Raw genomic sequence first — 21,598 nt, 5'->3', positions numbered from 1 at the left:
TAACTATACATGAGTCAGCTGTTTTCAATTCCGACAGCATTGTGTTTACCTGCCCCTGAGATTGAAGCTTTAATACAGGGGCAGACAATTGCAGCTATGCCCAAAATGTTTATTCGTCCTGGACAGAGATTTGCTCTTTATCCAGCACAAAGTTTACAGAGTTCATTACCATTCGATAAATACTATCGTTTAAATCTCAATGGTCAACCATCTACCATTAAAGCTTGGGCTAAATGTGAACTTTGCCAAATTTTAGATGAAACTAAACCATTAGATATTTTGTCTAAACTAACAATATTTTCACTAGAAGCTTTAAAGGAAATAATTCAGCGACAACAGCACATTTTTATAGCTTACTTACGTGTCTATAATTTATCTAATTCTCAAGAATTAACAGCTAACTCTAACATTCAAGATAAAATAGGCAAATTTGTAAGCTTACAACCTTCTATATCTGTAACTGAAGACTTAGCAGTATTAAGCGATCAAACTTTTACCCAACGCAAACAGCAACTAGAGAAATTAGAACCACCACTTCATCCTGAATTGCAAGAATTACAGAATGCGTTAGCTTCTCTTGCAATGACTAACCAAGACGCTAAAAATTTAGATGATGATATTAAAGTATTTTTAGGTTGGAGCAGTATTCAGAATATTTATCAACCTGAAACAGCTTTAGCATGGATTAATGATATTGCAGCATTGGGTAATCGTAGTAAACAAGAAGATGAAGGTAAAAGTAACTATCAAGCAGGGACAGATTTTGAAAATGTGGTGCGCGATAGTCTCAATTTTCTAGGGTTTACCGTTGATCATACTCATAAAGGTGGTGCTGGTGGTTTAGATTTATTTTGTTCTGAACCATATCCACTTTTTGGGGAATGTAAAGCAGGAAAAAAAATTCCCAATGATACAGCAGTACAACTATTAAACTTAGGCAGCTTACATCGCTTAGATGTTTTTAATCAAGCTGTTAAATTAATCATTGGCCCTGGCGAACCAACAAACCAACTTAAAGACGCTGCTAAAGTACATGGTATGGCTATTATTAATCCAGAAACACTAGAAAAACTTGTCAAACTCCAAAGCACTTATCGCAACTCAGTAGACTTATTTAAACTCAGGCAATATCTAAAACCTGGTCAATCTGATGAAGAAGTTGAAAAATATATCGAACAAATTTATACGGACATAAATTTGCGATCGCATATTATCAAAGCAGTAAAAGAACTAGCTGAACAAGATAATGAAAGTTCAAAAGCTATACATCAAAAGTTTACAGTCACAGAAACTCGTGTGCATTATAACGCCAAATATAATCCTAAACTAACTGATGAAGTAGTGCATGATTTATTGATAGAGCTTTCTTCACCATTAACAGGATATTTAGGTAGAGAAAAAGGAACTGATTGGAAGAGCGATCGCTTTTATTTTCTGCGAGACTTAGAAATATACTCAAGATAGCTAAGTCTTTATTATTGGTTTTAATATTTGCGCCTCTGTTGTTATTTACTAATTACACAGAGGCATAATTTTAAGTTTTATTTAAGTATCCCATTAGCCCAAAGTCAAAATACCAGCCTCATAATTAACCAACAACGGCAATATTTTTAACCACTCCGAACCTAACAAAACTTCTGTAATCTCATTCCCTGCATACACAGGAATTTCATACTCTTGTTCATTTAAGATTAACTTTCCTAAATATATTTTGAACAAGGTTTCACCTTGTGCAGTTCGCAAAGTGTCTCTACCAATATAAGACCAACCTAGACTCTCTATATCTTGTTGGTTAATAGCTAAAAAGCCTGTGAAGCCAGTATCTAACATACTATCCACAGGCAAGTTTAATCCATAGTCAGTAATTAATTCAATTGCAAAAAACAGTTGCCCATTTTCTCCAAAGCTACCGTGAATCATATTGTGCCTGTAGTTCCCGTTTCATTCATACAGAAAACACAATGGTCAGTATTTGGATATTTTTCTAATGCTTTTTTGTGAGCTTGCATATTTTCAGTATCAATAAAGTAATCGCCACTATTTGGCTCAATGGCAATATACCAACCATAATGTTCCTTGATTAACTCAGGACGCACGCGCTCAAATATTGTAAGACAACGCTGATAAAATGCTTCATCCTCAGCTTTGCGTCTAGCAAGTTCTTCCGGTGATAAAGTTCGTTCTGGAAATATTCGGCCTCGGCGTGCGGGTTGTTTTGCGGTTGATTCAGCCATGTTAATTAGGAAGATGTATTCATTTCCTATTATAAAAAGATAGCTGCGATCGCTCCTTAATTCCTAAGCCAATAGCTCTGCGTTGCGCCAGTTGCTACAAGTTGGGGAACCCGCCCATCGCACTCGCTTCTCTGCGCCTCTGTGGTTCGATAAAAATAAAAAAAAGGCAGTGATATAAATTACCACCACCTTAAATCAACACCAGTTTAATCTATCGTCACGACATTATTTATTACTAACGACCATATTCATCAGCAGGATCGCCGTAAGGATCTTGGTCTGCGGAAGCTATGTTGCTGTACTCATCAGCAGGGTCGCCGTAGGGGTCTTGACTAGCGGGGGTAACATCGCCGGAATATTGATCTGCGGGGTCGCCGTAGGGATCTTCGCTGGCTGGACTTACCTCGCGGTCTAAATCTTGGTCAAACTCGTCATTATTTGAACCAGTGAAAAACTCTTTTGCTTTTTGAAAAAATCCGTCTACCATAATTCTTCTCCGGAAATTTTTGGGTTAAATCTAGTAAGCTGGGGCTTCTTGGGGAGAGATACCTGTTAAATCACGACCTGTAGAACGCCCGTTATAGCCTTGAAAGTCTTGATACTGCTGTGCTTCCGACTCGGGAACTCGAATTCCTTCTTGGGGTGGCGTTACCCAGTGGGCGCGGCCTTGACTATCGCGGTAATAAACCCGCCCATTTTTGGATAGATAATACTTACCGTTTGGCCCTGCTCCTTGGGCATTTTTTCGCTGTTGATAGAGGTAATAAAGAGCAGCCGCTCCAGCTAAAATTGCAACTTTCTGCCCTGTTGATAATCCTCTTTTCGCTTGGGGTTGGTTGGTAGCAGTGGGATAATTGACATTTCTACCAACAGTGTCATCTACAGGCGGTGGAGGTGATGCTGTGCGGGAGTTATCGCCACAGCTACTTAAAAAAGGAATTGATAATAAAGCCGAAAGAAATACAGCTACAGATAATGGAGCTTTTTTATGCTTTTGATATATGGTTTTCATTTATTTCCTCATCACCTTGCATCTGAAAAATGCTGTGTTATTGGGAATTTTCATGATTAAAATCATGCAGTAATCATTGCCAGATTTAATCTTGCCTTTGAGAGAAATAGTATTCATTCTCTAGAAATATGCTGTTAACTGAGTTAAGAATATTTTGTGTATCTATTGATGTAAGTCTGCAAAGATACGGCTATTTTGCTTGTATGTTGATATACAAAAATATGTCAAGATAATTACTAAGTTTTAAATACAGAAGTTACAGTATTTTGCTGATAAGTTACTTTAATTCAGAAATTAGGGCGATCGCTTGGCCTAAAATGCTAACAAGCTAAGTAATGGTAAAGTTTACTTGTTCTAAAATTTACAAAAATTTTATACTTAATTACTGTGTAACTTCATTTACACTAATTAGTCTCTTCTGTACTGTCGATGATCTCGATTTATACTTACTAAACTAGTGATCATCCTTACAAATATTAAAATTAAAAACCCATAACTTATGTATTATCAACTTTGGAACTTCTTCTTAAAAGAAGACAGGTATTTCTATTGGCAAGAAAAAGTTAAATTTAACCAAAGATATGACCATTATACATGGCAAAAAATTATTGATTTTTTATCACTAATAGAGCAGAACTTTTTCCTCAAAGCACAATTAGAAGAGACAGACAGTATTGAACCGTTTTTTCAATTAGCCAATGCCAGGGGTTACAAATTAACCCCAGAAGCATTTGCATGGTTTGTTGTCACAAGAAAGCAGATTTGGGATTTGTTTGATATGGCACAAAAAATACCATATTTAAAAGAGAAATTACTAGCATCTAAAAATCCACAACAGTTTATTAAAATAGCTGCCGATTATGGCTATGAATTTACTGTAGATGAATTGGCTTGGTTACTGATTGAAGTTAAATCTTCTCCAGAATTAGTGTCTATCAATAATAGTGTGGGAGAAATCCTCACCGCATCCCATTACGGCAGAATTGAAATAGGATATTGGATTTGGTTGGCTGAAGACTGGGGAATTGTCCCACCATTCTGTCATTTGAATAAGACAGGCAATTTAGCCAACAAAAATATCCGCAATCCATTTTTACTCGATCAATGCTTTTTACCTAAAAGCTACTTCAACCAAAGATTGATGAGTGTGGTGTAAATCAGTGATAGGTGACAGGTGACAGCATTAAAAGTTTTATTAATTAAAAATAAAGCATCCTGCCATTTTCAGGATGCTTTATTTTTGGTTGCGATCAATTACAAACACTCAGAAGAAATCAACTAAGAGAAACTTTTAAACTGCTTGGTTGACCAAGATTACCTTGCAATATCACTCCCCGCTGATTGGCAGATAAGTGACGCAAAATCTTGTAAATTGACTCTACTTCTTCAGCAGCACCAGCTTTATTAGCGATTTCTTCTAAGGAAAGAGGTGTTTTTTCTGCTTGCAGAACACCAATTACTTTAGTTTGCAAATCTAGAATGGCAGCAGCAGCTTTTTTACCAGCTTCTACCCCTGGTTGGTGGTAGGCGTTAATGTTAACTAAACTGGCATAAAAACCAACAGTACGTTCATACAAAGCAATTAACGCGCCGACAGTACGGGCATTAACTTGCGGAATAGTGACTGTAATTGAGTCACGCTGATTTTCATACAGTGCTTTGCGGGTTCCTTGCAGAAAACCAGAGAGATAATCGCCAGAGGTGACACCAGGATCGATTTCTGGAGATGGGCCTTGACGGTCTTCTAAAACTTCGATGAGAGTAGCAAAGAAGTTCGGCACACCTTCACGCAACTGTTGAACATAGGCGTGTTGGTCGGTGGAACCTTTGTTGCCATAAACAGCGATGCCTTGATAAACTGTATTGCCGTCTAAGTCTTGTTCTTTACCTAAAGACTCCATAACTAGCTGTTGCAAATAGCGGCTGAATAACAGCAAGCTGTCTTTGTAGGGCAGAACAACCATATCTTTTTCGCCCTTGCCTTTGCCAGCATAGTACCAAGATAAGGCTAACAATGCGGCAGGGTTATTTTTGATATTGGCAATGCGGGTGGCATCATCCATTTCTTTTGCGCCTTCTAGCATGGCACGCACATCAATGCCTTGCAATGCTGCAGGTACTAAACCAACAGCAGACATTTCTGAGGTACGACCTCCCACCCAGTCATACATAGGAAATCTAGCTAACCAACCTTCTGATTGGGCGACTTTATCCAAGTTGCTACCAGTGCTGGTAATTGCTACAGCATATTGAGCAAAGTCAAGATTTTGCCCGGCGTAGGCTTTCTTGACTTCAATCATGCCATTGCGAGGCTCTGGTGTACCTCCAGATTTGGAGATGACGACAACTAAAGTGCTGGCAAGGTTGTTACGTAAGTGATTAAGAATGCGGTCAATACCAGCCGGATCGGTATTGTCAATAAAGTGAATTTTGAGAGGAGGGAAGTCAGGGGCCAGGGCTTCAGCGACAAATTCAGGGCCAAGGGCAGAACCACCAATACCAATAGAGATGATATCGGTGAAGCGATTGGCTCGGGGAGGATGAATTGCACCTGTTTGGACTTTTTCTGCAAAGGCTTCAATCTGTTCCAGGGTTTGGACAATCTCTTGTGTCAGTTCTGGAGTGGGAGCTAAATCAGGGTTTCGCAGCCAATAGTGTCCAACCATGCGGTTTTCGTCGGGATTAGCGATCGCACCCTTCTCCAATTCCGCCATATCCGCAAACGCTTTGTCAAACTTCGGCTGCAACGTCTCCACGAAGGCATCATCAAAGCGCATCCGACTTACATCTAAGTAAAGTCCTAATCCCTCGTGGAAATATAACCAATCTTGGTATCGTTGCCAAAGTGCCTTTGCATCCATAGGGAAATCTCAAGTAAATTGTTCTTCCAACACAAGTTTAATGTAAGGACAGACCCATCCCTGCCTAGCCTTATACAGTTTTAAGTGTTCAACTAATCCCCAATCTACACATCCGGCATAGGTATGACCCGGAGAAACTTCACAATTTCTCCTCTAATTTCTATGCCAATTAAATATTCATCGAGGGTAAAACGGTGAAAAATGCCATCACCATCAAGCTGTCGCAATTCAGGCAGGTGATGTAGCGACAATTTTTCTGCAAACTCAAAAAAAACAAAATCGTACACCTTCTGATAGGCAGCAGGCTCTAAACTCTTCAGGTCTACCAAAAAAGACCTGGCATAGCGCATTTCTAAACTCACTCAGCATCACCTCTATAAGGGACTAGCTGACGGGTGTAGGGGTGTAGGGGTGTAGGGTGTAAGAAATGATAATTTTTGTGTTGTTTTGATAGCCATTGCTCACTCCTTTGTGCAAAACAAAGGCTTGTCACTTAGATACTAGCCTCTAGCCTCTAGCCCCTTTTCCATCGCTGCATCAGTAAAACATTAAGATTTGTATCGCTTCTTCATGGGTCAAAATATCCCAAGGTTGCTGCGATCGCTTGACTTTTTTAATGGCATCTAGCATATAAAAGTCGCAATGTAAAGCGTGAATGTCATCCCAAACACTTTGGAGTTGTTCATCAGCTAATTGTTCGATTAAATGATGGATTCTTATCCGCAGCAAATTCATATATCAGTAAACTATGTTCCAAAAGTCAAGGCTATTGTTCCCAAAAATTGGCAATGGTGAACGGGAAGAGGTAGTATCTTGGGGAAAAGTGTGAAGTATGAAGTATGAAGTGTGAAGTGTGAGGTTATTAGTTGCTGCTGTTTGACTATTGACTTATGAGTATTGATTAAAGATGGTTGATTATTTAATTTTTTTGGCAATTTCGACGGCTATTTTTGCCCTGTTTGGTTTAGGGCTGAATTTACAGTGGGGCTTTACGGGGTTAATTAACTTTGGTCATATTGCTTTTATGACCTTGGGAGCTTACACAACAGTATTGTTAAGTTTAAAAGGTGTTCCGTTACTGATAGCAGTCATTATTGGCGCGTTGGTAGCGGCTTTGTTAGGTTTGATCATTGGTTTTGCTACTTTACGCCTCCGCGAAGATTATCTGGCGATCGTGACTATTGGTACAGGTGAACTAATTCGCTTGGTGGTGAATAACCAAGAATTACCTGTAGGTGATACTTGGCAATCTGGGGCGTTTGGAGTACAAAGTTATACCATTCCTTTTTCATCAGAACCAAATTTAGTAATTCGCTTGGTGATGATTGGGTTGCTGACTTTGTTGGCGGCTTTAACTTTTTTCGTTCTGTGGCGATGGATTCGGACAGCCCAAAGGTTATTAGCTGCTGATACATCTAAAAAAACTAGGACTAAGCAAGAACTTGCATCACGCTTTGGTGTGGGAATTATTTTTGGTTTGTTAACGACAGCTATTTATATTTCTGGCGTAATTGGTTTGTATAATTACAACCCAAAAGCTGGTTTTATGTTGTTGTCGCTATTAGTATTAGCATTTGTTTTTTGGCGATTAGAAATATTAGTGCGATCGCCTTGGGGAAGAGTATTAAAAGCAATCCGCGAAGATGAAGAAATCCCAAAAGCTTTGGGTAAAAATGTTTTTTGGTACAAAATTCAATCTTTAATGTTGGGAGGTGCGATCGCAGGTGTGGCAGGTGCTTTCTTTGCTTGGCAATTAAGTGCAATTTATCCTGATAACTTCCAACCGCAGCTAACATTCGATGCTTGGATTATGGTAATTTTAGGCGGTTCTGGTAATAATATCGGCACAATTTTAGGTGCAGTTATTTACTTTGCTTACGATGCTATTACCAGAGAAGTTCTACCCAGAATTATTCCCCTCGATACAGCGCGTCTAGGTGCATTTCGGATTATGGTAATTGGTTTGATTTTGATGGTGCTAATGATTTGGCGACCTCAAGGTATCTTAGGGAAAAAGGAGGAACTCACCCTTGGTAAATAACCAATCATCGCCACTTCCTTTATTAGCAGCCTCTGGACTTTGTAAAAGTTTTGGCGGTATCAAAGCAGTCAATGAGGCAAAAATTGAAGTTCCTAAAAGTAGCATTACTGGGTTGATTGGCCCCAATGGTGCGGGTAAAACGACTTTATTTAACTTACTTTCCAACTTCATTCGGCCAGATAAAGGACGAGTCATGTTTGACGGGGAACAAATTCAGCAGTTACAGCCATACCAAATTGCCCAGCAGGGATTAGTCCGCACTTTTCAAGTAGCGCGAACTCTTTCGCGGTTGTCGGTGTTAGAAAATATGCTATTGGCAGCGCAAAAGCAAACAGGCGAAAGCTTTTGGCAAGTGCAATTACAACCCCACATCATCGCTAAAGAAGAAAAAGAATTGCAAGAACGGGCAATGTTTTTGTTAGAGTCTGTGGGGTTGGCGCATAAAGCCCACGAATACGCTGGGGGTTTGTCTGGTGGACAGCGCAAGCTGCTGGAAATGGGTAGGGCGTTGATGACGAATCCCAAGTTAATTTTGTTAGATGAACCAGCAGCCGGGGTGAATCCCAGGTTAATTGATGATATATGCGATCGCATTATCACTTGGAACCGTCAAGAAGGTCTCACCTTTTTAATTATTGAACACAATATGGACGTGATTATGTCCTTGTGCGATCGCGTTTGGGTACTGGCTGAAGGTCAAAATTTAGCTGATGGTACTCCCAGCGAAATTCAAACCAATTCCCAAGTACTAGAAGCTTATTTAGGAAAGTGAAGTACCTATAAGCATATTTTTGCGGCGGGTTTAGGTAAGAGTAAAAGGGTGTTTATACACCTTTTTTTATCCCTACACCTAGCCTCAACAGACACGACATAAAAGTTATCTTTCTCCTGTCTGTCGATTACTTAAATAAATCCTATCTTCTTGCCGAATTAATTTGTAACTAATTAATTCCCGTTGCAACGTCAGGTAGTCAGGATGATAACGACCCAGAATTTCGTTTACCATCTGTTCTGAGTATTTAACGCCTGGCTCAAATTTACTCGCTAACCATTTGAGAATTACTAAACGCTTTTTACGATTAGTGGGGATTTCCTTGAGGCGCGGAACTACCTCCAAACTGTTTGGGCTGATTTCTAGATAATTATGCAAAACTTTGCTTTCCCAAGCTTCAGTATCGATATGCTCAATTATCGAAGCTATCTTCTCGGGCGTGAAAATCTCCTTGCTCATGTTTTCTAAGGCTTTATTATCAAGCTGATACAATCGGCTGTTACCATCAGGACGCATAGTCACCAAATTTACTTCTTTTAGTTTCGCTAAATGATGAGATACCGTCGGTTCTTTAAGTTGCATGAGTGCTGCTAATTCTTCCACGCTACACTCCTGATTTGCCAGAATACCTACAATCTTCAATCGGCTTTCGTCCGCCAAAACTTTGAAAAATTGCAGTAGAGTCTGAAATTGCTCTTTTTTCATAATTTGTTATAATTAATTCGACCCCGATCTAATTAGAACGAAATCAAATTAGTATTGCTGTCCTCCTGTGATGCAGCAGAGGTCACTTTTCTGTGCATTTTTAATTATTGTTAATTTTGCGATTTGTTTCAAAACAAGTCGTGATTTCTTAAGTTGTTCTTTACATTTAGCCATGATGCGACCCTTATCAAGCAGAAAGAGACGGAAAGGGAGTAGGCTCAGGCAGGGTACTTCACTAGTACAAGCTGCGCGATTCTTGGGTGTAGACCAAAGTACTTTATATCTGGCTCTGCAAAAAGGAAAAATTCCCACCTACAGAAGGAATGGGCGGACTGTAATTAGTCAAGGCGCGTTAATGGATTATCAGGCAAGAACTAGACCTCTTTTATAAAGGATTTTCCCGAAAAAAATACCTTTTTGCAGGTTATTACAGTTAAAAATTGTTAATTTCGTAGATATAGCTAGAAAATTCCGTAAAATTACCAATTACAGAAGAGAATTGCTGACATAGCAATCTTATCTCAACAGTAAAAATTTATTTTTTAACAAACCATACAGAGAAGTATCCTATGCGGCTACAGCCGTGGAGGCTACAGAGACTTACTTTAGCGAAGTAAGTGCCTGTGTTTAATACGGTTGGCTTGCTGTGGGCATCAGAACTTTGTGAATACGGAGGCACAAAGAGAAAACAAAAGGTGTTCATGAAGTATTCACTCTGCTATGGGACTTACGCAATGCCGATATTGTCATGGCGACCGGAAAGGAGTTGTAGTGAAGCTATCCCAACGTCAGGGGGGATTACTTCGCTATCGCTCGTAATGACGGAGTTACGTCATTTTTGCGTAAGTCGTGTGCTATATAAAGCAGCAATTTGCAGATCCCACCACTATTTTTTAGAGGTTGACTATTGATGAAAAACCAAATTTGGCATCAAAACATTACTGGCATTGAGGGCGTAGCAGAAGCATATGATCAATTTGGAACCAGTCTTACAGTAGGTGATTTCAATGGTGATGGTAAGGATGACTTGGCTATAGGTGTCCTTTTTGAGACAGTTGGTACGGTCAAAAATGCTGGTGCAGTAAATGTGATCTACGGCTCAAATATTGGTCTGACTAGTAGTGGGAACCAAATTTGGCATCAGGACAGCCCTGGCATTCAGGGTGTAGCAGAAACATCTGATTACTTTAGTAAAAGTTTAGCGGTGGGAGACTTTAACGGTGATGGTAAAGATGACTTGGCTATAGGTGTACTTTATGAAGATGTTGGTACAATCATCGATGCTGGTGCGGTGAATGTCATCTACGGTTCAAATACTGGTCTGACTAGTACTAAGAACCAATTGTGGCATCAAGACAGCCCTGGCATTGCTGGTGTAGCAGAAGCATACGATAGCTTTGGTAGAAGTTTAGCGGTAGGTGATTTCAATGGTGATGGTAAGGATGACTTGGCTATAGGTGTCCTTTATGAAGATGTTGGTACAATCATCAATGCTGGTGCAGTGAATGTGATCTACGGCTCAAATACTGGTCTGACTAGTACAGGTAACCAAATTTGGCATCAAGACAGCCCTGGAATTCAGGGTGTAGCAGAAAAATCTGATTACTTTAGTAACAGTTTGGCGGTAGGTGATTTCAATGGTGATGGTAAGGATGACTTGGCTATAGGTGTCCTTTTTGAGACAGTTGGTACAATCATTGGTGCTGGTGCGGTGAATGTCATCTACGGCTCAAATACTGGTCTAACTAGTAGTGGGAACCAAATTTGGCATCAAGACAGCCCTGGCATTCAGGGTGTAGCAGAAAAATCTGATTACTTTAGTAACAGTTTGGCGGTAGGTGATTTCAATGGTGATGGTAAGGATGACTTGGCTATAGGTGTACTTTATGAAGATATTGGTACAATCATCAATGCTGGTGCAGTGAATGTGATCTACGGCTCAAATACTGGTCTGACTAGTACAGGTAACCAAATTTGGCATCAAGACAGTCCAGGCATTCAGGGTGCAGCAGAAGCATTTGATGGCTTTGGAACCAGTCTTGCAGTGGGTGATTTCAATGGTGATGGTAAGGATGACTTGGCTATAGGTGTACCTTATGAGACAGTTGGTACAATTAGCGGTGCTGGCGCGGTGAATGTCATCTACGGCTCAAACACTGGGCTAACTAGTATAGGTAACCAAATTTGGCATCAAGACAGCCCTGGCATTGGGGATGTGGCAGAAGCCTCTGATTACTTTGGATCTAGTTTGACAGTTGGTGATTTTAATAACGATGGCTTTGCTGACTTAGCTATAGGTGTTCCTGGTGAAGATGTTGGTTCAATTAGCAATGCAGGTATAGTCAATATTCTCTATGGTTCAGCTATAGGACTAACAGCCTAATTATCTAGCTGAAAAAAGGGGATTTTACCTCTAACACTTATCAGTGGTGTGTGATGCGATCGCATCACACACCCCTACAATCTCAATTAACCAAACTGCTGTTCCACATCCAGATTAAACAACATTTGTAACGTCTGCATACAACGTCGTCTTGCCTCTACATCCTGTTGCGCTCGCAATTGCACCATCGGATCGTGTAAAATTTTGTTAACAATGCCTCTTGTTAAAGCCTCAATTACTTCTTGATGTTTGTCACCAAATTCCGAACCCAAGCGCGACAAAGCTTTTTCCAATTCTTGCTCGCGGATAGTTTCGATTTTGTTTCGCAGACAACTAATAGTAGAGACAGTTTCTAAACTGCGCCACCAAACATCAAAAGCTTCTACTTCTTCATCTAAAAGTTTTTCGGCTTCTTGAGCCATTTTGCGGCGACTTTCGTAGTTTTGTGCGACTACTGCTTTTAAATCATCGACGTTAAACGCCTGGACATTTGCCAGTTCATTGACATCTGAGTGAACGTTACGCGGCACAGAAATGTCAAATAACATTAAAGGACGGCCAGGTTCTAAAACTACTTCTAACTTGGCACGGTCAAGTATTGGCTCGGTTGCCGATGTACTTGTAAATACTAAATCACTTTCGGAAATTACAGTCATCATTTCCCCCAGCAGATGGGTGCGGATGGGGTGTTCTGCGAACTGCTGTGCTAATTCTTCGGCGCGATCGCGTGAGCGATTGACAATGCTAATTTGGTTTGCACCTTTAGAAACTAAATGCTGTACTAGCAACCGCGACATTTTGCCAGCACCGAGAATTGCCACGCGACAAGCCGCCAAATTAGCGACTTTGATTTGTGCCAATTCCACAGCCGCCGAACTAATAGAGACAGCACCAGTCCCAATACTGGTTTCGGTACGTACTCGCTTACCAGCTGTAATTGCTTGTTTAAATAATCGATTCAAAATTGTTTTGATACCGTTGTATTGCTGTCCCAGTTTGTGAGTATTTTTCACCTGAGCCAGAATTTGTCCTTCTCCTAGCACCAAACTATCTAAGCCTGCTGCTACTCTCATAACGTGCATAACAGCATCTTCGTGCAGCAAGACAAATAGGTGTTGTCTTAAAGAAGCGACAGGTAATTTGCTGTGTTCTGAAAGAAATTGAGTAACTTCGCGCACACCTTGGTCAGTTTCGCTGGCGACAATGTAAATTTCCAGACGGTTGCAAGTGCTGAGTATGGCTACTTCGTCAATGTGGGGATAACTAGTTAAATTAGCGATCGCACTTTCAGTTTGTGGTTCTGGAATACTCAGCTTTTCTCTAACTTCGACTGGGGCTGTTTTATGGCTTAACCCCACCACTGCAATATTCATTTCTTATCAACAATTAATAATGGGTTATTAACAATTGGGGAGTGGAAGTAAAAAGTCAAAAGGCAAAAGTAAAAAACAAAAATATTTTTTACTTTTTACTTTTTACTTTTGACTTAATGAATCTCTCTCCCTACTCCCTGAGTTTCTAGTGCAATTGCAGAGTCTTAGGCTGGTCGAACATGTGGATTGTATCGACGAATCTAGCTGTCTGAGACTGGCTAGAAATAACCAAGCTTTGAGTTCTTGCACCACCGTGGAAGAACCGAACACCGTTCATCAAGTTACCAGAGGTAATACCGCAAGCAGCAAATAGCACATTTTCACCAGATGCGAGTTCATGAGCATCGTAGACCTTATCAGGGTCAGTGATGTTCATAGATTGCAAACGCTCAATGTTCGCTTCTTTGCTTTCGCCTATGAGACCTGTTTTGACTACAGCTGGATCGTAGATCAATTGGCCTTGGAAATGTCCACCCATAGCCCGCATAGCCGCCGCAGAAATCACACCTTCGGGTGCAGCACCAATACCCATTAAGGCATGGATATTTGTTCCCGCAAAACCACAAGATATTGCAGCGCCTACGTCACCATCAGAAATGAGTTGGACTCTAGCGCCAGCATCGCGGATTTCTTTAATCAAGTCGTTGTGGCGTTCGCGTTTCATGACGACTACTACGAGTTCATCAATCGCGCGATCTAGACACTCAGAGAGAATTTTGAGGTTTTCGGTAGCTGACTTGTTAATGTCAACTTTGCCTTTAGCTGCTGGGGGTGCTGCGAGTTTCTTCATGTAGAAGTCAGGTGCAGCAAACAAGCCACCTTTTTCAGAAATTGCCAACACAGCCATTGAACCAGGCTGTCCGTATGCTACCAAGTTTGTACCTTCGCAGGGGTCTACGGCGATGTCAATTTCGACTAACTCATCTGGATTACACAATTCTTTGGCATCTTCACGGGTACAGATACCAACTTCTTCACCGATATACAGCATGGGAGCGTCATCACGTTCCCCTTCTCCAATCACGATGCGACCGCGCATATAGATTTTATTCATGCGCTCCCGCATTGCTTCTACTGCTACTTGGTCGGCTGTGTTTTTTTCGCCTTTACCCATCCACTTAGCGGATGCGATCGCGGCTTGTTCTACTACCTCAATAATCTCTAATCCAAGCGTATTTTCCACAGAGTCCCCCTCTCAACTGCTCGCTATAGCGTTATTTCATCTGGCTATTTCAGTTTTCAAGTCTACCAAAGGGCGGATACCTATGGAAAATAGTATTCACTTCCATAAGTGTTAAGTTTTGCTGCTAATTGATGTTAACTAATACCAGTAAGTCAAATTATATAGTTCTTTTGTACTATATATTGCTTTGGGAGAGTCTAATTGGAAAAATGTCTAAAGTTATTACTACAAAAGACTTTGAAGCAATATCATTAAATTTAAATATGATTCATTAATTAACTTTTCAACAAAATCAATCATTTTTTTTGTGTGTATTTGATTAAATAGGGTCAAGAAAAATGCGTATAAGTTTACGAAAAAATTGCCTAGATCCAAAAATAAAAAGTTTATGAACGCGCACTCAAAAATTTCTGGGTTGACCATTTCCTGTGGAATGGCCTGAGTAACAAAATGACACATTAGTGTTACAGAATGTGGCTGGGGAAATTTGCTTTGGAAAAACTGCGATCGCCATCACCTTAATGGTATTAGATTAAGATTTGTGGACATTCCCAAGCAAGATGTAGCTTAGTGACTACAGCTATAAAATCTTATACTGCATAACTTTACATTTAAGACTTATGTTGGACTTTCTCAATCCCATACTCGGACGGCATCCAGAACGCATCAAAGCTAACGTTGAAATTTATACCTGGCAAACTTGCCCTTACTGCATCCGCGCCAAAATGCTGCTGTGGTGGAAAGGCGTAAATTTCACGGAATACAAAATTGATGGTGACGAAACTGCTAGAAACAAAATGGCAGAACGGGCTAATGGTCGTCGCACAGTACCGCAGATTTTCATCAACAATCAACATATAGGCGGTTGTGATGACATTTATGCCCTAGATACCAAAGGTCAACTCAACCCTTTATTAGAAGCTGCTTAATAGGGAATGGGGAATAGGGATGCATTTTGCCTGTTCCCTCTGCCCTCTCGAATCTAATATGTTAATCGAATACCCAGAATATCTCAAACACCGACAATGGATGACCTATGCTTTAGAACTAGCAAAAGCAGCAGGAAATGTCGGTGAGGTTCCTGTGGGTGCAGTGATTGTTAATTCCACAGGAAATATCATCGCCGAAGGTGAAAATAGAAAAGAACGGGACAAAGACCCAACAGCCCACGCAGAAATTATTGCCATCAGAACAGCGTCGCAAAAATTACAAAGCTGGCGACTACATGAGTGTACATTGTATGTAACTTTAGAACCTTGTCCGATGTGTGCAGGTGCGATCGTGCAATCGCGTTTAGGAATGCTTGTTTACGGAGTGGACGATACTAAAACTGGCGCAATTCGTAGCGTGATCAATATCCCTGATAGTGCTGCGTCTAATCATCGGCTGAAAGTCTTGGGAGGCATTCTAGAATCAGCCTGTCGTGAACATTTACAAGCTTGGTTTGCTACTCGACGACTGCAAAAAGCTACAGACAGAGGTCAAACTGTCCAATGAGTGCTACACAATCTACGGAAGAGAATTTACGGTTGAACTATCGAGAGTTATTTAATTTTTTACTTGGCAATTCGCAGCTACCGATATGTTGAAATTTTACTCTTCCAAAGATACGTACGAACCAGCCCTAAGGAGTAACGTCGCAAATTCTCAGGTGGCTCAAACCAATTCAGGAGTTTCACCTGTTTTAGGGCCTTTAGCGCATATATTAGGTCGGCATTTAGTACTACCTTTGTTCTTTGGAAGAATTAGAATTACAGGACAAGAAAATCTTCCCAAAACTGGGCCGATAATCATCGCACCTACACACCGCGCACGTTGGGATGCTTTGCTAGTACCCTACGCAACTTCAGAAATTATCGGTGCTGATTTGCGCTTCATGGTCACTATCACCGAATGTCAAGGAATACAAGGCTGGTTTGTGCGTAACTTAGGTGGCTTTCCTGTAGATCCAAAACACCCAACAGTTTCTACTTTACGACACGGAGTTTCCTTACTTCAGCAAGGAAAGACTTTGGTGATTTTTCCTGAAGGCGGCATTTTTCGAGATGGCGAAGTTCATGCTTTAAAGCCAGGAATTGCTCGTTTGTCTCTGAGTGCAGAATTAAATCACCCAGAGCTAAAAATTAAAATTGTCCCACTTAGCATCAACTACAGCCAGCCCTATCCAAATTGGGGTACAGATGTAAACATTGACATTGGCAACCCAATTAATGTTGCGGAATACACTGAAGGCACAATTAAGCAAAATGCCAAACGCCTCACAGAAGATTTAACAAAAGCACTGCAAAACTTAAATCATCAAGCATCTGAGGTGACTGGATGTCAGTGGTCAATGGTTAATGGTCAATAATAAAACAGTAGAGACGTGACATTTCACGTCTCTAGCTTTTAATAACCAATGACTAATTCCCAGCTATTTAATCTGCCGATGTCTTGGGGTGCGTAATCTATGAGTAATAATTGCCAACTTCCCTGACCAGATGAAGATAGCAATTGTTTGAGGGCTGGATGCGATCGCACACTATAACTCATTTGCAAGTTAGTGCGTCTGCCTAAAGTCCGATTTTGTAACAAAACTTGCTGGTTATTCGGGGCGATTAAGTAAATTTCTAAATCGCCTAAAAAATCGTGGGTGATATTGACATTTACTTGAATATCTTTGACTATAACAGATTGGGAAATTGCGATCGCACTTGTCACTCCTTGGCGATAGTTATCAGGAATGCCTACAGAGTTGGTATTACTGACGCGCAATTGCTGGCTAATTGGTGATGCAGCGTCCTGCATTTGCTTGGCGGCTTGTACTGCCTTAGCTGCATTGACTTTGCCATAACCAAACCACGGGGAATGACCATTACCATCATAAGTTCCGCCTTTGAGACCTAATTGCGGGTCAGCATTCGGGTCAACTATCTTATCAGCAGTTTCTTGTAAGATGCGTTTAACTTGTTGGGCTGTCAAGTTAGGATTTGCTGATAAAACTAACGCTGCTACCCCAGCAACTACAGGCGTAGCACTAGAAGTCCCGCCAAAGTTAGCTGTAAAATCACCTTTGTCGTAACCGGCTGCACCTAATTGGTCAGTTGTGAACACACCTATCCCACTAAGATAAGATGCGATCGCCGGTTGTGTATACACATAACCCTTCTCTGGAAATGACATTCCCGGAGGCGCATTATTACTAGGCGCGCACAAAGCAATGCTATCGCCCCAATTACTATAGGCAGCTTTTTTATTCATACTAGTAGAAGCGGCAACAGCCATCACATCAGGATGTACCGCAAAACCACTGAGCCAATCTGTTTTGCCTTGTAATAATTTATCTGGCCAGTTTTTCTCTACAACCGTGCCATTAACTGGACGGTTGGCATTGCCAGCAGCAAAGAAAATCACACATCCTTTGCCATTGCGCCCTTTGGTTGCGGCACGAGTAATAGCCGCCTTCTGTCGTAACGACAGTGGGAAATACACAGCCGAAGCTCCCCAACTGCAAGAAATTACACTAGCACCCTTATCAATTGCCCAGTTAAAAATTTGCTCAATTGATTCATCATCCAAATAACCCGTAGTGCGGATGGGCATAAATGCACAACCTGGTGCAACCCCAACAATTCCCGTTCCATTTTCTTCGGCAATAACTACCCCAGCGCAAGCTGTCCCGTGGCTAGTTTCTTTGGCATCAGGTAAAGGTAAAAAATCATTTTGTCTTAAATCTCTTGGTGCAATAACTTTGCCCGAACCTTGAAAATCAGGATGATTTAAATCAAAAGAATCATCCACCACTGCTACAACCACAGAACGCACACCACGAGTAACATCCCAAGCTTTTTCAACTGAGATATGAGAACCTAGCGTTAATTCGTCACCGCCATTATGGTTTAAATACCACTGTTGTGGATAAAGCGGGTCGCGGGGTTTGTAGTGAGTCTCGCTGTTAATGAGAATATTCGGTTCAGCCGCAACCACTTCCTTGAGTGCTTGCAGTTGATTAGTAATTTTAATCGGGTTTTCTGTGGCTTGTTTGCTAACTAAAAATACGAAAGTATTAGGTATACCAACAACAGGTTTATCTTGAATTAAACTGTAGGTGCTGGCTATAGCATTAATTCTAGGGACTGCTACGCCCTCGGCAAATTGAATAGTAATTTGGTCGCCCAAGTAAACAAAAGTTGCCGGGTTATTTTTAATAGTGTAAACATGACTGGCAAAAGCAACATTTTCGGCGGCGCGTGCTTGAGCCATTGCTGCGTCTAATTGGGCAGGTGCAACCTGGAATAATTCTAATTGCGCTTGGGGAATACTTCGCTGCCAAATACCCCAAGTTACCTGAGATAATTGTTGAGGTGTAAAATCGGTAGCTGGGCGGATGGTGAAACGGTCTGGGGCTTTTTCTAAGACTAGTTCTTCACCACCGCGTTGCAACACAACTCCCAAATTGCTTGCTGGTACACCTGTGGTGGGAAAATCAGAGGAATTGATGCGATCGCTCATAAGGGACGATGGTAATTAGTATACAGAGGCAATGGGAACTCTATTAAACCGATTTTCAGTCTAAAACAAAGAAACGAAGTATATAGCTGTGTTTTGTTTAAAACGAAAACAAAGTTAAGATACCCAAAGTTTCCCTTAGTATTTGTATATATTTTGTCGCACCTGTTTAATCCATGAAAATTGCTGCAACTGCGCCTTTAATTGGCCTCAGTTCCTTTACAGTCATTGCCATCTTGAGTTTGTTATCTCCTACAAATGCTCAGGTACAACTTTACAGCCAAAAAGCCCAGCCCATTGACCCTAATGCACCCAATAATCTCCGCCCTGCCACCCAAAATAATAGCCTTTTAAGCATTGAGGGAGGAGATAGACTGATGAAAGAGGCAGAAGCAGCTGTTTCCGCGCAAAACTACACCTTAGCAGCTAAAAAGCTTCAAGAAGCACGTCAAGTTTATAATCAGTTATCTAACTTTTATCAAGAACTTAACTCCAGCTTTTCTGGTATTGACCTCAGAGTTTCTGACTCTCAGCGACAAAAAGCCTTATTAACAGCCCAAAAACGCGACGAAGCCACCTATCAGTTAGCACTGGTACATCGCGCCCTCAACCAGCCAGAATTAGCAGTACCCTTATTAATTCAAATTGTTAAAAGCCAAAACCCCACAAGAGATTTAGGCAAAAAAGCATATCAGCAACTATTTGAACTCGGTTTTGTTGACACCCCCTACCCCAGACAAGGCGGTAGTGGTTCAACCTCGCAAAAATAAATCTTGGTCATTAGTCTCAAGGCAGGAGGCAAAAAGCTAAAGGATAAAATTTCATCTTTCATACTTCATACTTCACACTTCATACTTCATCCCTCATCCCCTTCTCTTCTGCTAATAATAGAGAAGTAAGTTTTTTCAGGAATTGCGATGATTAGTCCGCAGCAGATTGAGGCTATGATCAAGGCGGAACTGCCAGACGCTCAGATACAAGTGCAAGACTTGACAGGTGGTGGAGACCACTATCAAGTTACAGTCATATCATCGCAGTTTGCAGGTAAAGGACTGGTGCAACAGCATCAGCTAGTTTATGGTGCGTTGCGGCAAGCTATGTCAACTGAAGCAATTCACGCCTTGGCAGTTAAAACATATACGCCGGAAACTTGGCAGACAACAGCCACTTCGTAAAATCAATAGTTCTAAGCTACGTTGAGCATTGATTATTGATTTTTTATATCAGTAACATAGGAAACAAAAATACCATGTCGCCAGAACTCAAAGAGAAAATCGATAACTTAGTCAAACAAAACAAAATTTTGGTTTTCATGAAGGGAACTAAGTTAATGCCTCAATGTGGTTTTTCTAACAACGTTGTCCAAATTCTCAATACGTTGGGTGTTCCCTTTGAGACAATTAACGTTCTTGATGACTACGAAATTCGTCAAGGCATTAAAGAGTATTCCAACTGGCCTACCATCCCTCAAGTTTATATTGATGGTGAATTTATCGGCGGTTCCGATATTCTCATCGAAATGTACCAAAAGGGCCAATTGCAAGAAAAAGTGACTATTGCCCTAGCTTCATAAATTAACTAAGCAGCAACTACCTCATATGACAAAAAAGCCCCTGTAATGGGGCTTTTTTGATGGACTACGCTTCCCAAAGCAGAAAATTATTTCATGGCTGAGTAGCAAGTAGCGAATAAAAAACTTTCTGCTTTTTTAATTAAAAATACAATATTAAACACCCCTCAGCGGGATTAGCCAAGTTACAACGAGCGTGAGGGGATGTTTTTCCCAAAACTATCTCTCCAAAATTCACACCACTACACTCTTGATTGGTACAGATAATATGCTATAATCATCTGCGACAATCCACGTTTACTTTCAAAGACTAAAGCAAGAGCATTAGTAGTAATCGTGCTGTGGTTGTGGTTCCGGCATTGCAAAATTTGATGCATCGTACAAGTAGCGGCTAGCTTCCTCTTCTAAACGATGAATCAGATATGGCTCAATAGCGTTGCCATGTCGCAGTGCGGCTAGATATCCATCCAAATACATCCGCATATCGTCCATGCGATAACCGCGATTCCATAGCTCGACGAAGGCGTCTGTGAGTCTTTGGTAATAGCGGATGGTTTGTGTGTCTTGAAGCATAACTGCTGTTTAGATCTCTTTGGAATGAGAATTGTAAATGATTAAAGCTGAAATGTGAAGTGCTACTTTCGCCTTTTTTACATTTTTGGCATTTAACTTATGCCTATAAACCTACTTTTGTTAGCCTCCCATAGCAGCTACAGCGTATTTAGATCCTATTCCAGAAAACTGGGAAAGTGATTGTTTAGTAATTTATTCTTACGATTTTATCTATCAATAGGCTGATTTTTGTGGTTGAGTGTAAATTTTACAAGATTTTTATCCACACTCTCTATGACAGCACAACGATAGTCAACGCCCTTAGCGTCTGTTGGAGTATAAGTTCTTAGTCTAGTTACATTTTGCTAAGAGCAAGATGATGGTTAAGAAGAACTTTTGATAAGTCTAACAAAAATTTAAGAAA

Annotated in this window: 24 protein-coding genes; 12 read left to right on the top strand and 12 right to left on the bottom strand. The window is 40.8% G+C overall.

Annotated elements, in window-relative coordinates:
* The first annotated feature begins 9 nt into the window (after positions 1–9).
* Entirely contained in the window at positions 10–1,464 is a 1,455-nt protein-coding gene (locus H6G69_RS06315; RefSeq protein WP_190683299.1) for a DUF1802 family protein, read from the top strand.
* 93 nt (positions 1,465–1,557) lie between these two features.
* Here the strand turns inward: H6G69_RS06315 and H6G69_RS06310 are convergent, their stop codons facing one another.
* From H6G69_RS06310 to H6G69_RS06295, 4 genes are all read right to left on the bottom strand, one after another.
* Complete coding sequence (locus H6G69_RS06310; RefSeq protein ID WP_190683296.1) at positions 1,558–1,920, bottom strand: aspartyl protease; 363 nt, start codon at positions 1,918–1,920, stop codon at positions 1,558–1,560.
* On the bottom strand, positions 1,917–2,234 hold the full coding sequence (locus H6G69_RS06305) for a hypothetical protein (RefSeq protein ID WP_190683293.1): 318 nt from the start codon (positions 2,232–2,234) through the stop codon (positions 1,917–1,919). Before H6G69_RS06305 ends, H6G69_RS06310 begins: the two co-directional genes overlap by 4 nt.
* Before the next feature lie 235 nt (positions 2,235–2,469).
* Positions 2,470–2,721 carry a translation initiation factor gene (locus tag H6G69_RS06300; protein WP_190683290.1) on the bottom strand — a complete coding sequence of 84 codons (252 nt, stop codon included), beginning with the start codon at positions 2,719–2,721 and terminating at the stop codon, positions 2,470–2,472.
* 30 nt (positions 2,722–2,751) lie between these two features.
* A complete protein-coding gene (locus H6G69_RS06295) occupies positions 2,752–3,246 on the bottom strand; it encodes a hypothetical protein (protein WP_190683288.1) in 495 nt (164 codons plus the stop codon).
* 499 nt (positions 3,247–3,745) lie between these two features.
* Between H6G69_RS06295 and H6G69_RS06290 the strand changes: the two genes are divergently transcribed.
* The gene (locus H6G69_RS06290) at positions 3,746–4,402 is read left to right on the top strand and encodes a Nif11-like leader peptide family natural product precursor (RefSeq protein WP_190683285.1); all 657 of its coding nucleotides are present in this window, start codon (positions 3,746–3,748) and stop codon (positions 4,400–4,402) included.
* A gap of 118 nt (positions 4,403–4,520) precedes the next feature.
* Here the strand turns inward: H6G69_RS06290 and H6G69_RS06285 are convergent, their stop codons facing one another.
* The 3 genes from H6G69_RS06285 to H6G69_RS06275 form a co-directional block, all read right to left on the bottom strand.
* Positions 4,521–6,107: a glucose-6-phosphate isomerase gene (locus tag H6G69_RS06285; RefSeq protein WP_190683282.1), complete on the bottom strand. Its 1,587-nt coding sequence runs from the start codon at positions 6,105–6,107 to the stop codon at positions 4,521–4,523.
* Between the two features lie 104 nt (positions 6,108–6,211).
* The gene (locus H6G69_RS06280) at positions 6,212–6,469 is read right to left on the bottom strand and encodes a cytotoxic translational repressor of toxin-antitoxin stability system (RefSeq protein ID WP_313950127.1); all 258 of its coding nucleotides are present in this window, start codon (positions 6,467–6,469) and stop codon (positions 6,212–6,214) included.
* A 175-nt stretch (positions 6,470–6,644) separates the two neighbouring features.
* Entirely contained in the window at positions 6,645–6,842 is a 198-nt protein-coding gene (locus H6G69_RS06275; RefSeq protein WP_190683280.1) for a hypothetical protein, read from the bottom strand.
* Between the two features lie 172 nt (positions 6,843–7,014).
* Between H6G69_RS06275 and H6G69_RS06270 the strand changes: the two genes are divergently transcribed.
* Positions 7,015–8,148, top strand: coding sequence for a branched-chain amino acid ABC transporter permease (locus H6G69_RS06270; protein WP_190683277.1), 1,134 nt, complete (start codon positions 7,015–7,017; stop codon positions 8,146–8,148).
* Positions 8,138–8,920: an ABC transporter ATP-binding protein gene (locus H6G69_RS06265; RefSeq protein WP_190683274.1), complete on the top strand. Its 783-nt coding sequence runs from the start codon at positions 8,138–8,140 to the stop codon at positions 8,918–8,920. Before H6G69_RS06270 ends, H6G69_RS06265 begins: the two co-directional genes overlap by 11 nt.
* Positions 8,921–9,025: 105 nt before the next feature.
* Here H6G69_RS06265 and H6G69_RS06260 read toward each other — a convergent pair whose 3' ends face one another.
* Positions 9,026–9,625, bottom strand: a complete 600-nt coding sequence (locus tag H6G69_RS06260) for a metalloregulator ArsR/SmtB family transcription factor (protein ID WP_190683271.1) — start codon at positions 9,623–9,625, stop codon at positions 9,026–9,028.
* Between the two features lie 70 nt (positions 9,626–9,695).
* Here H6G69_RS06260 and H6G69_RS06255 point away from each other — a divergent pair, with 70 nt between their 5' ends.
* The gene (locus H6G69_RS06255; protein WP_313950126.1) at positions 9,696–10,016 is read left to right on the top strand and encodes a helix-turn-helix domain-containing protein; all 321 of its coding nucleotides are present in this window, start codon (positions 9,696–9,698) and stop codon (positions 10,014–10,016) included.
* 519 nt (positions 10,017–10,535) lie between these two features.
* A complete protein-coding gene (locus H6G69_RS06250; RefSeq protein ID WP_190683264.1) occupies positions 10,536–12,008 on the top strand; it encodes an FG-GAP repeat protein in 1,473 nt (490 codons plus the stop codon).
* A gap of 86 nt (positions 12,009–12,094) precedes the next feature.
* Here H6G69_RS06250 and H6G69_RS06245 read toward each other — a convergent pair whose 3' ends face one another.
* Together H6G69_RS06245 and glpX are read right to left on the bottom strand one after the other, a co-directional pair.
* A complete protein-coding gene (locus H6G69_RS06245) occupies positions 12,095–13,381 on the bottom strand; it encodes a glutamyl-tRNA reductase (RefSeq protein ID WP_190683260.1) in 1,287 nt (428 codons plus the stop codon).
* 145 nt (positions 13,382–13,526) lie between these two features.
* Positions 13,527–14,564 carry a class II fructose-bisphosphatase gene (glpX, locus tag H6G69_RS06240; RefSeq protein WP_190683256.1) on the bottom strand — a complete coding sequence of 346 codons (1,038 nt, stop codon included), beginning with the start codon at positions 14,562–14,564 and terminating at the stop codon, positions 13,527–13,529.
* 620 nt (positions 14,565–15,184) lie between these two features.
* On the opposite strand from glpX, the gene grxC reads away from it, so the two are divergent.
* The 3 genes from grxC to H6G69_RS06225 all read left to right on the top strand — a co-directional run bounded on the left by grxC (position 15,185) and on the right by H6G69_RS06225 (position 16,914).
* The gene (grxC, locus tag H6G69_RS06235; protein ID WP_190683253.1) at positions 15,185–15,493 is read left to right on the top strand and encodes a glutaredoxin 3; all 309 of its coding nucleotides are present in this window, start codon (positions 15,185–15,187) and stop codon (positions 15,491–15,493) included.
* Positions 15,494–15,551: 58 nt separating this feature from the next.
* A complete protein-coding gene (tadA, locus tag H6G69_RS06230; protein ID WP_190683250.1) occupies positions 15,552–16,061 on the top strand; it encodes a tRNA adenosine(34) deaminase TadA in 510 nt (169 codons plus the stop codon).
* Between the two features lie 85 nt (positions 16,062–16,146).
* Positions 16,147–16,914 (top strand): 1-acyl-sn-glycerol-3-phosphate acyltransferase, encoded by a 768-nt coding sequence (locus H6G69_RS06225; RefSeq protein ID WP_190683247.1) that lies wholly within the window; start codon positions 16,147–16,149, stop codon positions 16,912–16,914.
* A gap of 38 nt (positions 16,915–16,952) precedes the next feature.
* Here the strand turns inward: H6G69_RS06225 and H6G69_RS06220 are convergent, their stop codons facing one another.
* Positions 16,953–19,055: a S8 family serine peptidase gene (locus H6G69_RS06220; RefSeq protein WP_190683244.1), complete on the bottom strand. Its 2,103-nt coding sequence runs from the start codon at positions 19,053–19,055 to the stop codon at positions 16,953–16,955.
* Between the two features lie 173 nt (positions 19,056–19,228).
* Between H6G69_RS06220 and H6G69_RS06215 the strand changes: the two genes are divergently transcribed.
* From H6G69_RS06215 to grxD, 3 genes are all read left to right on the top strand, one after another.
* A complete protein-coding gene (locus tag H6G69_RS06215; protein ID WP_190683241.1) occupies positions 19,229–19,822 on the top strand; it encodes a hypothetical protein in 594 nt (197 codons plus the stop codon).
* Between the two features lie 147 nt (positions 19,823–19,969).
* The gene (locus H6G69_RS06210; RefSeq protein ID WP_190683237.1) at positions 19,970–20,227 is read left to right on the top strand and encodes a BolA family protein; all 258 of its coding nucleotides are present in this window, start codon (positions 19,970–19,972) and stop codon (positions 20,225–20,227) included.
* A gap of 74 nt (positions 20,228–20,301) precedes the next feature.
* Positions 20,302–20,625, top strand: coding sequence for a Grx4 family monothiol glutaredoxin (gene grxD / locus H6G69_RS06205; RefSeq protein WP_190683233.1), 324 nt, complete (start codon positions 20,302–20,304; stop codon positions 20,623–20,625).
* Positions 20,626–20,946: 321 nt separating this feature from the next.
* Here grxD and H6G69_RS06200 read toward each other — a convergent pair whose 3' ends face one another.
* Positions 20,947–21,195, bottom strand: coding sequence for a DUF6761 family protein (locus H6G69_RS06200; RefSeq protein ID WP_062296854.1), 249 nt, complete (start codon positions 21,193–21,195; stop codon positions 20,947–20,949).
* Positions 21,196–21,598 lie beyond the last annotated feature (403 nt).

Source organism: Nostoc sp. FACHB-110 (genome assembly GCF_014697425.1).
In the GTDB taxonomy this organism is placed as follows: domain Bacteria; phylum Cyanobacteriota; class Cyanobacteriia; order Cyanobacteriales; family Nostocaceae; genus Nostoc_B.
This window is presented reverse-complemented; position numbering and strand designations above follow the sequence as displayed.

Excerpts from the sequence above, each read along its gene's own strand:
- H6G69_RS06315 (WP_190683299.1), top strand. The coding sequence starts at position 10 with ATGAGTCAGCTGTTTTCAATTCCGACAGCATTGTGTTTACCTGCCCCT.
- H6G69_RS06310 (WP_190683296.1), bottom strand. The coding sequence starts at position 1,920 with ATGATTCACGGTAGCTTTGGAGAAAATGGGCAACTGTTTTTTGCAATT.
- H6G69_RS06305 (WP_190683293.1), bottom strand. The coding sequence starts at position 2,234 with ATGGCTGAATCAACCGCAAAACAACCCGCACGCCGAGGCCGAATATTT.
- H6G69_RS06300 (WP_190683290.1), bottom strand. The coding sequence starts at position 2,721 with ATGGTAGACGGATTTTTTCAAAAAGCAAAAGAGTTTTTCACTGGTTCA.
- H6G69_RS06295 (WP_190683288.1), bottom strand. The coding sequence starts at position 3,246 with ATGAAAACCATATATCAAAAGCATAAAAAAGCTCCATTATCTGTAGCT.
- H6G69_RS06290 (WP_190683285.1), top strand. The coding sequence starts at position 3,746 with ATGTATTATCAACTTTGGAACTTCTTCTTAAAAGAAGACAGGTATTTC.
- H6G69_RS06285 (WP_190683282.1), bottom strand. The coding sequence starts at position 6,107 with ATGGATGCAAAGGCACTTTGGCAACGATACCAAGATTGGTTATATTTC.
- H6G69_RS06275 (WP_190683280.1), bottom strand. The coding sequence starts at position 6,842 with ATGAATTTGCTGCGGATAAGAATCCATCATTTAATCGAACAATTAGCT.
- H6G69_RS06270 (WP_190683277.1), top strand. The coding sequence starts at position 7,015 with ATGGTTGATTATTTAATTTTTTTGGCAATTTCGACGGCTATTTTTGCC.
- H6G69_RS06260 (WP_190683271.1), bottom strand. The coding sequence starts at position 9,625 with ATGAAAAAAGAGCAATTTCAGACTCTACTGCAATTTTTCAAAGTTTTG.
- H6G69_RS06255 (WP_313950126.1), top strand. The coding sequence starts at position 9,696 with ATGCAGCAGAGGTCACTTTTCTGTGCATTTTTAATTATTGTTAATTTT.
- H6G69_RS06250 (WP_190683264.1), top strand. The coding sequence starts at position 10,536 with ATGAAAAACCAAATTTGGCATCAAAACATTACTGGCATTGAGGGCGTA.
- H6G69_RS06245 (WP_190683260.1), bottom strand. The coding sequence starts at position 13,381 with ATGAATATTGCAGTGGTGGGGTTAAGCCATAAAACAGCCCCAGTCGAA.
- grxC (WP_190683253.1), top strand. The coding sequence starts at position 15,185 with ATGTTGGACTTTCTCAATCCCATACTCGGACGGCATCCAGAACGCATC.
- tadA (WP_190683250.1), top strand. The coding sequence starts at position 15,552 with ATGTTAATCGAATACCCAGAATATCTCAAACACCGACAATGGATGACC.
- H6G69_RS06225 (WP_190683247.1), top strand. The coding sequence starts at position 16,147 with ATGTTGAAATTTTACTCTTCCAAAGATACGTACGAACCAGCCCTAAGG.
- H6G69_RS06220 (WP_190683244.1), bottom strand. The coding sequence starts at position 19,055 with ATGAGCGATCGCATCAATTCCTCTGATTTTCCCACCACAGGTGTACCA.
- H6G69_RS06215 (WP_190683241.1), top strand. The coding sequence starts at position 19,229 with ATGAAAATTGCTGCAACTGCGCCTTTAATTGGCCTCAGTTCCTTTACA.
- H6G69_RS06210 (WP_190683237.1), top strand. The coding sequence starts at position 19,970 with ATGATTAGTCCGCAGCAGATTGAGGCTATGATCAAGGCGGAACTGCCA.
- grxD (WP_190683233.1), top strand. The coding sequence starts at position 20,302 with ATGTCGCCAGAACTCAAAGAGAAAATCGATAACTTAGTCAAACAAAAC.
- H6G69_RS06200 (WP_062296854.1), bottom strand. The coding sequence starts at position 21,195 with ATGCTTCAAGACACACAAACCATCCGCTATTACCAAAGACTCACAGAC.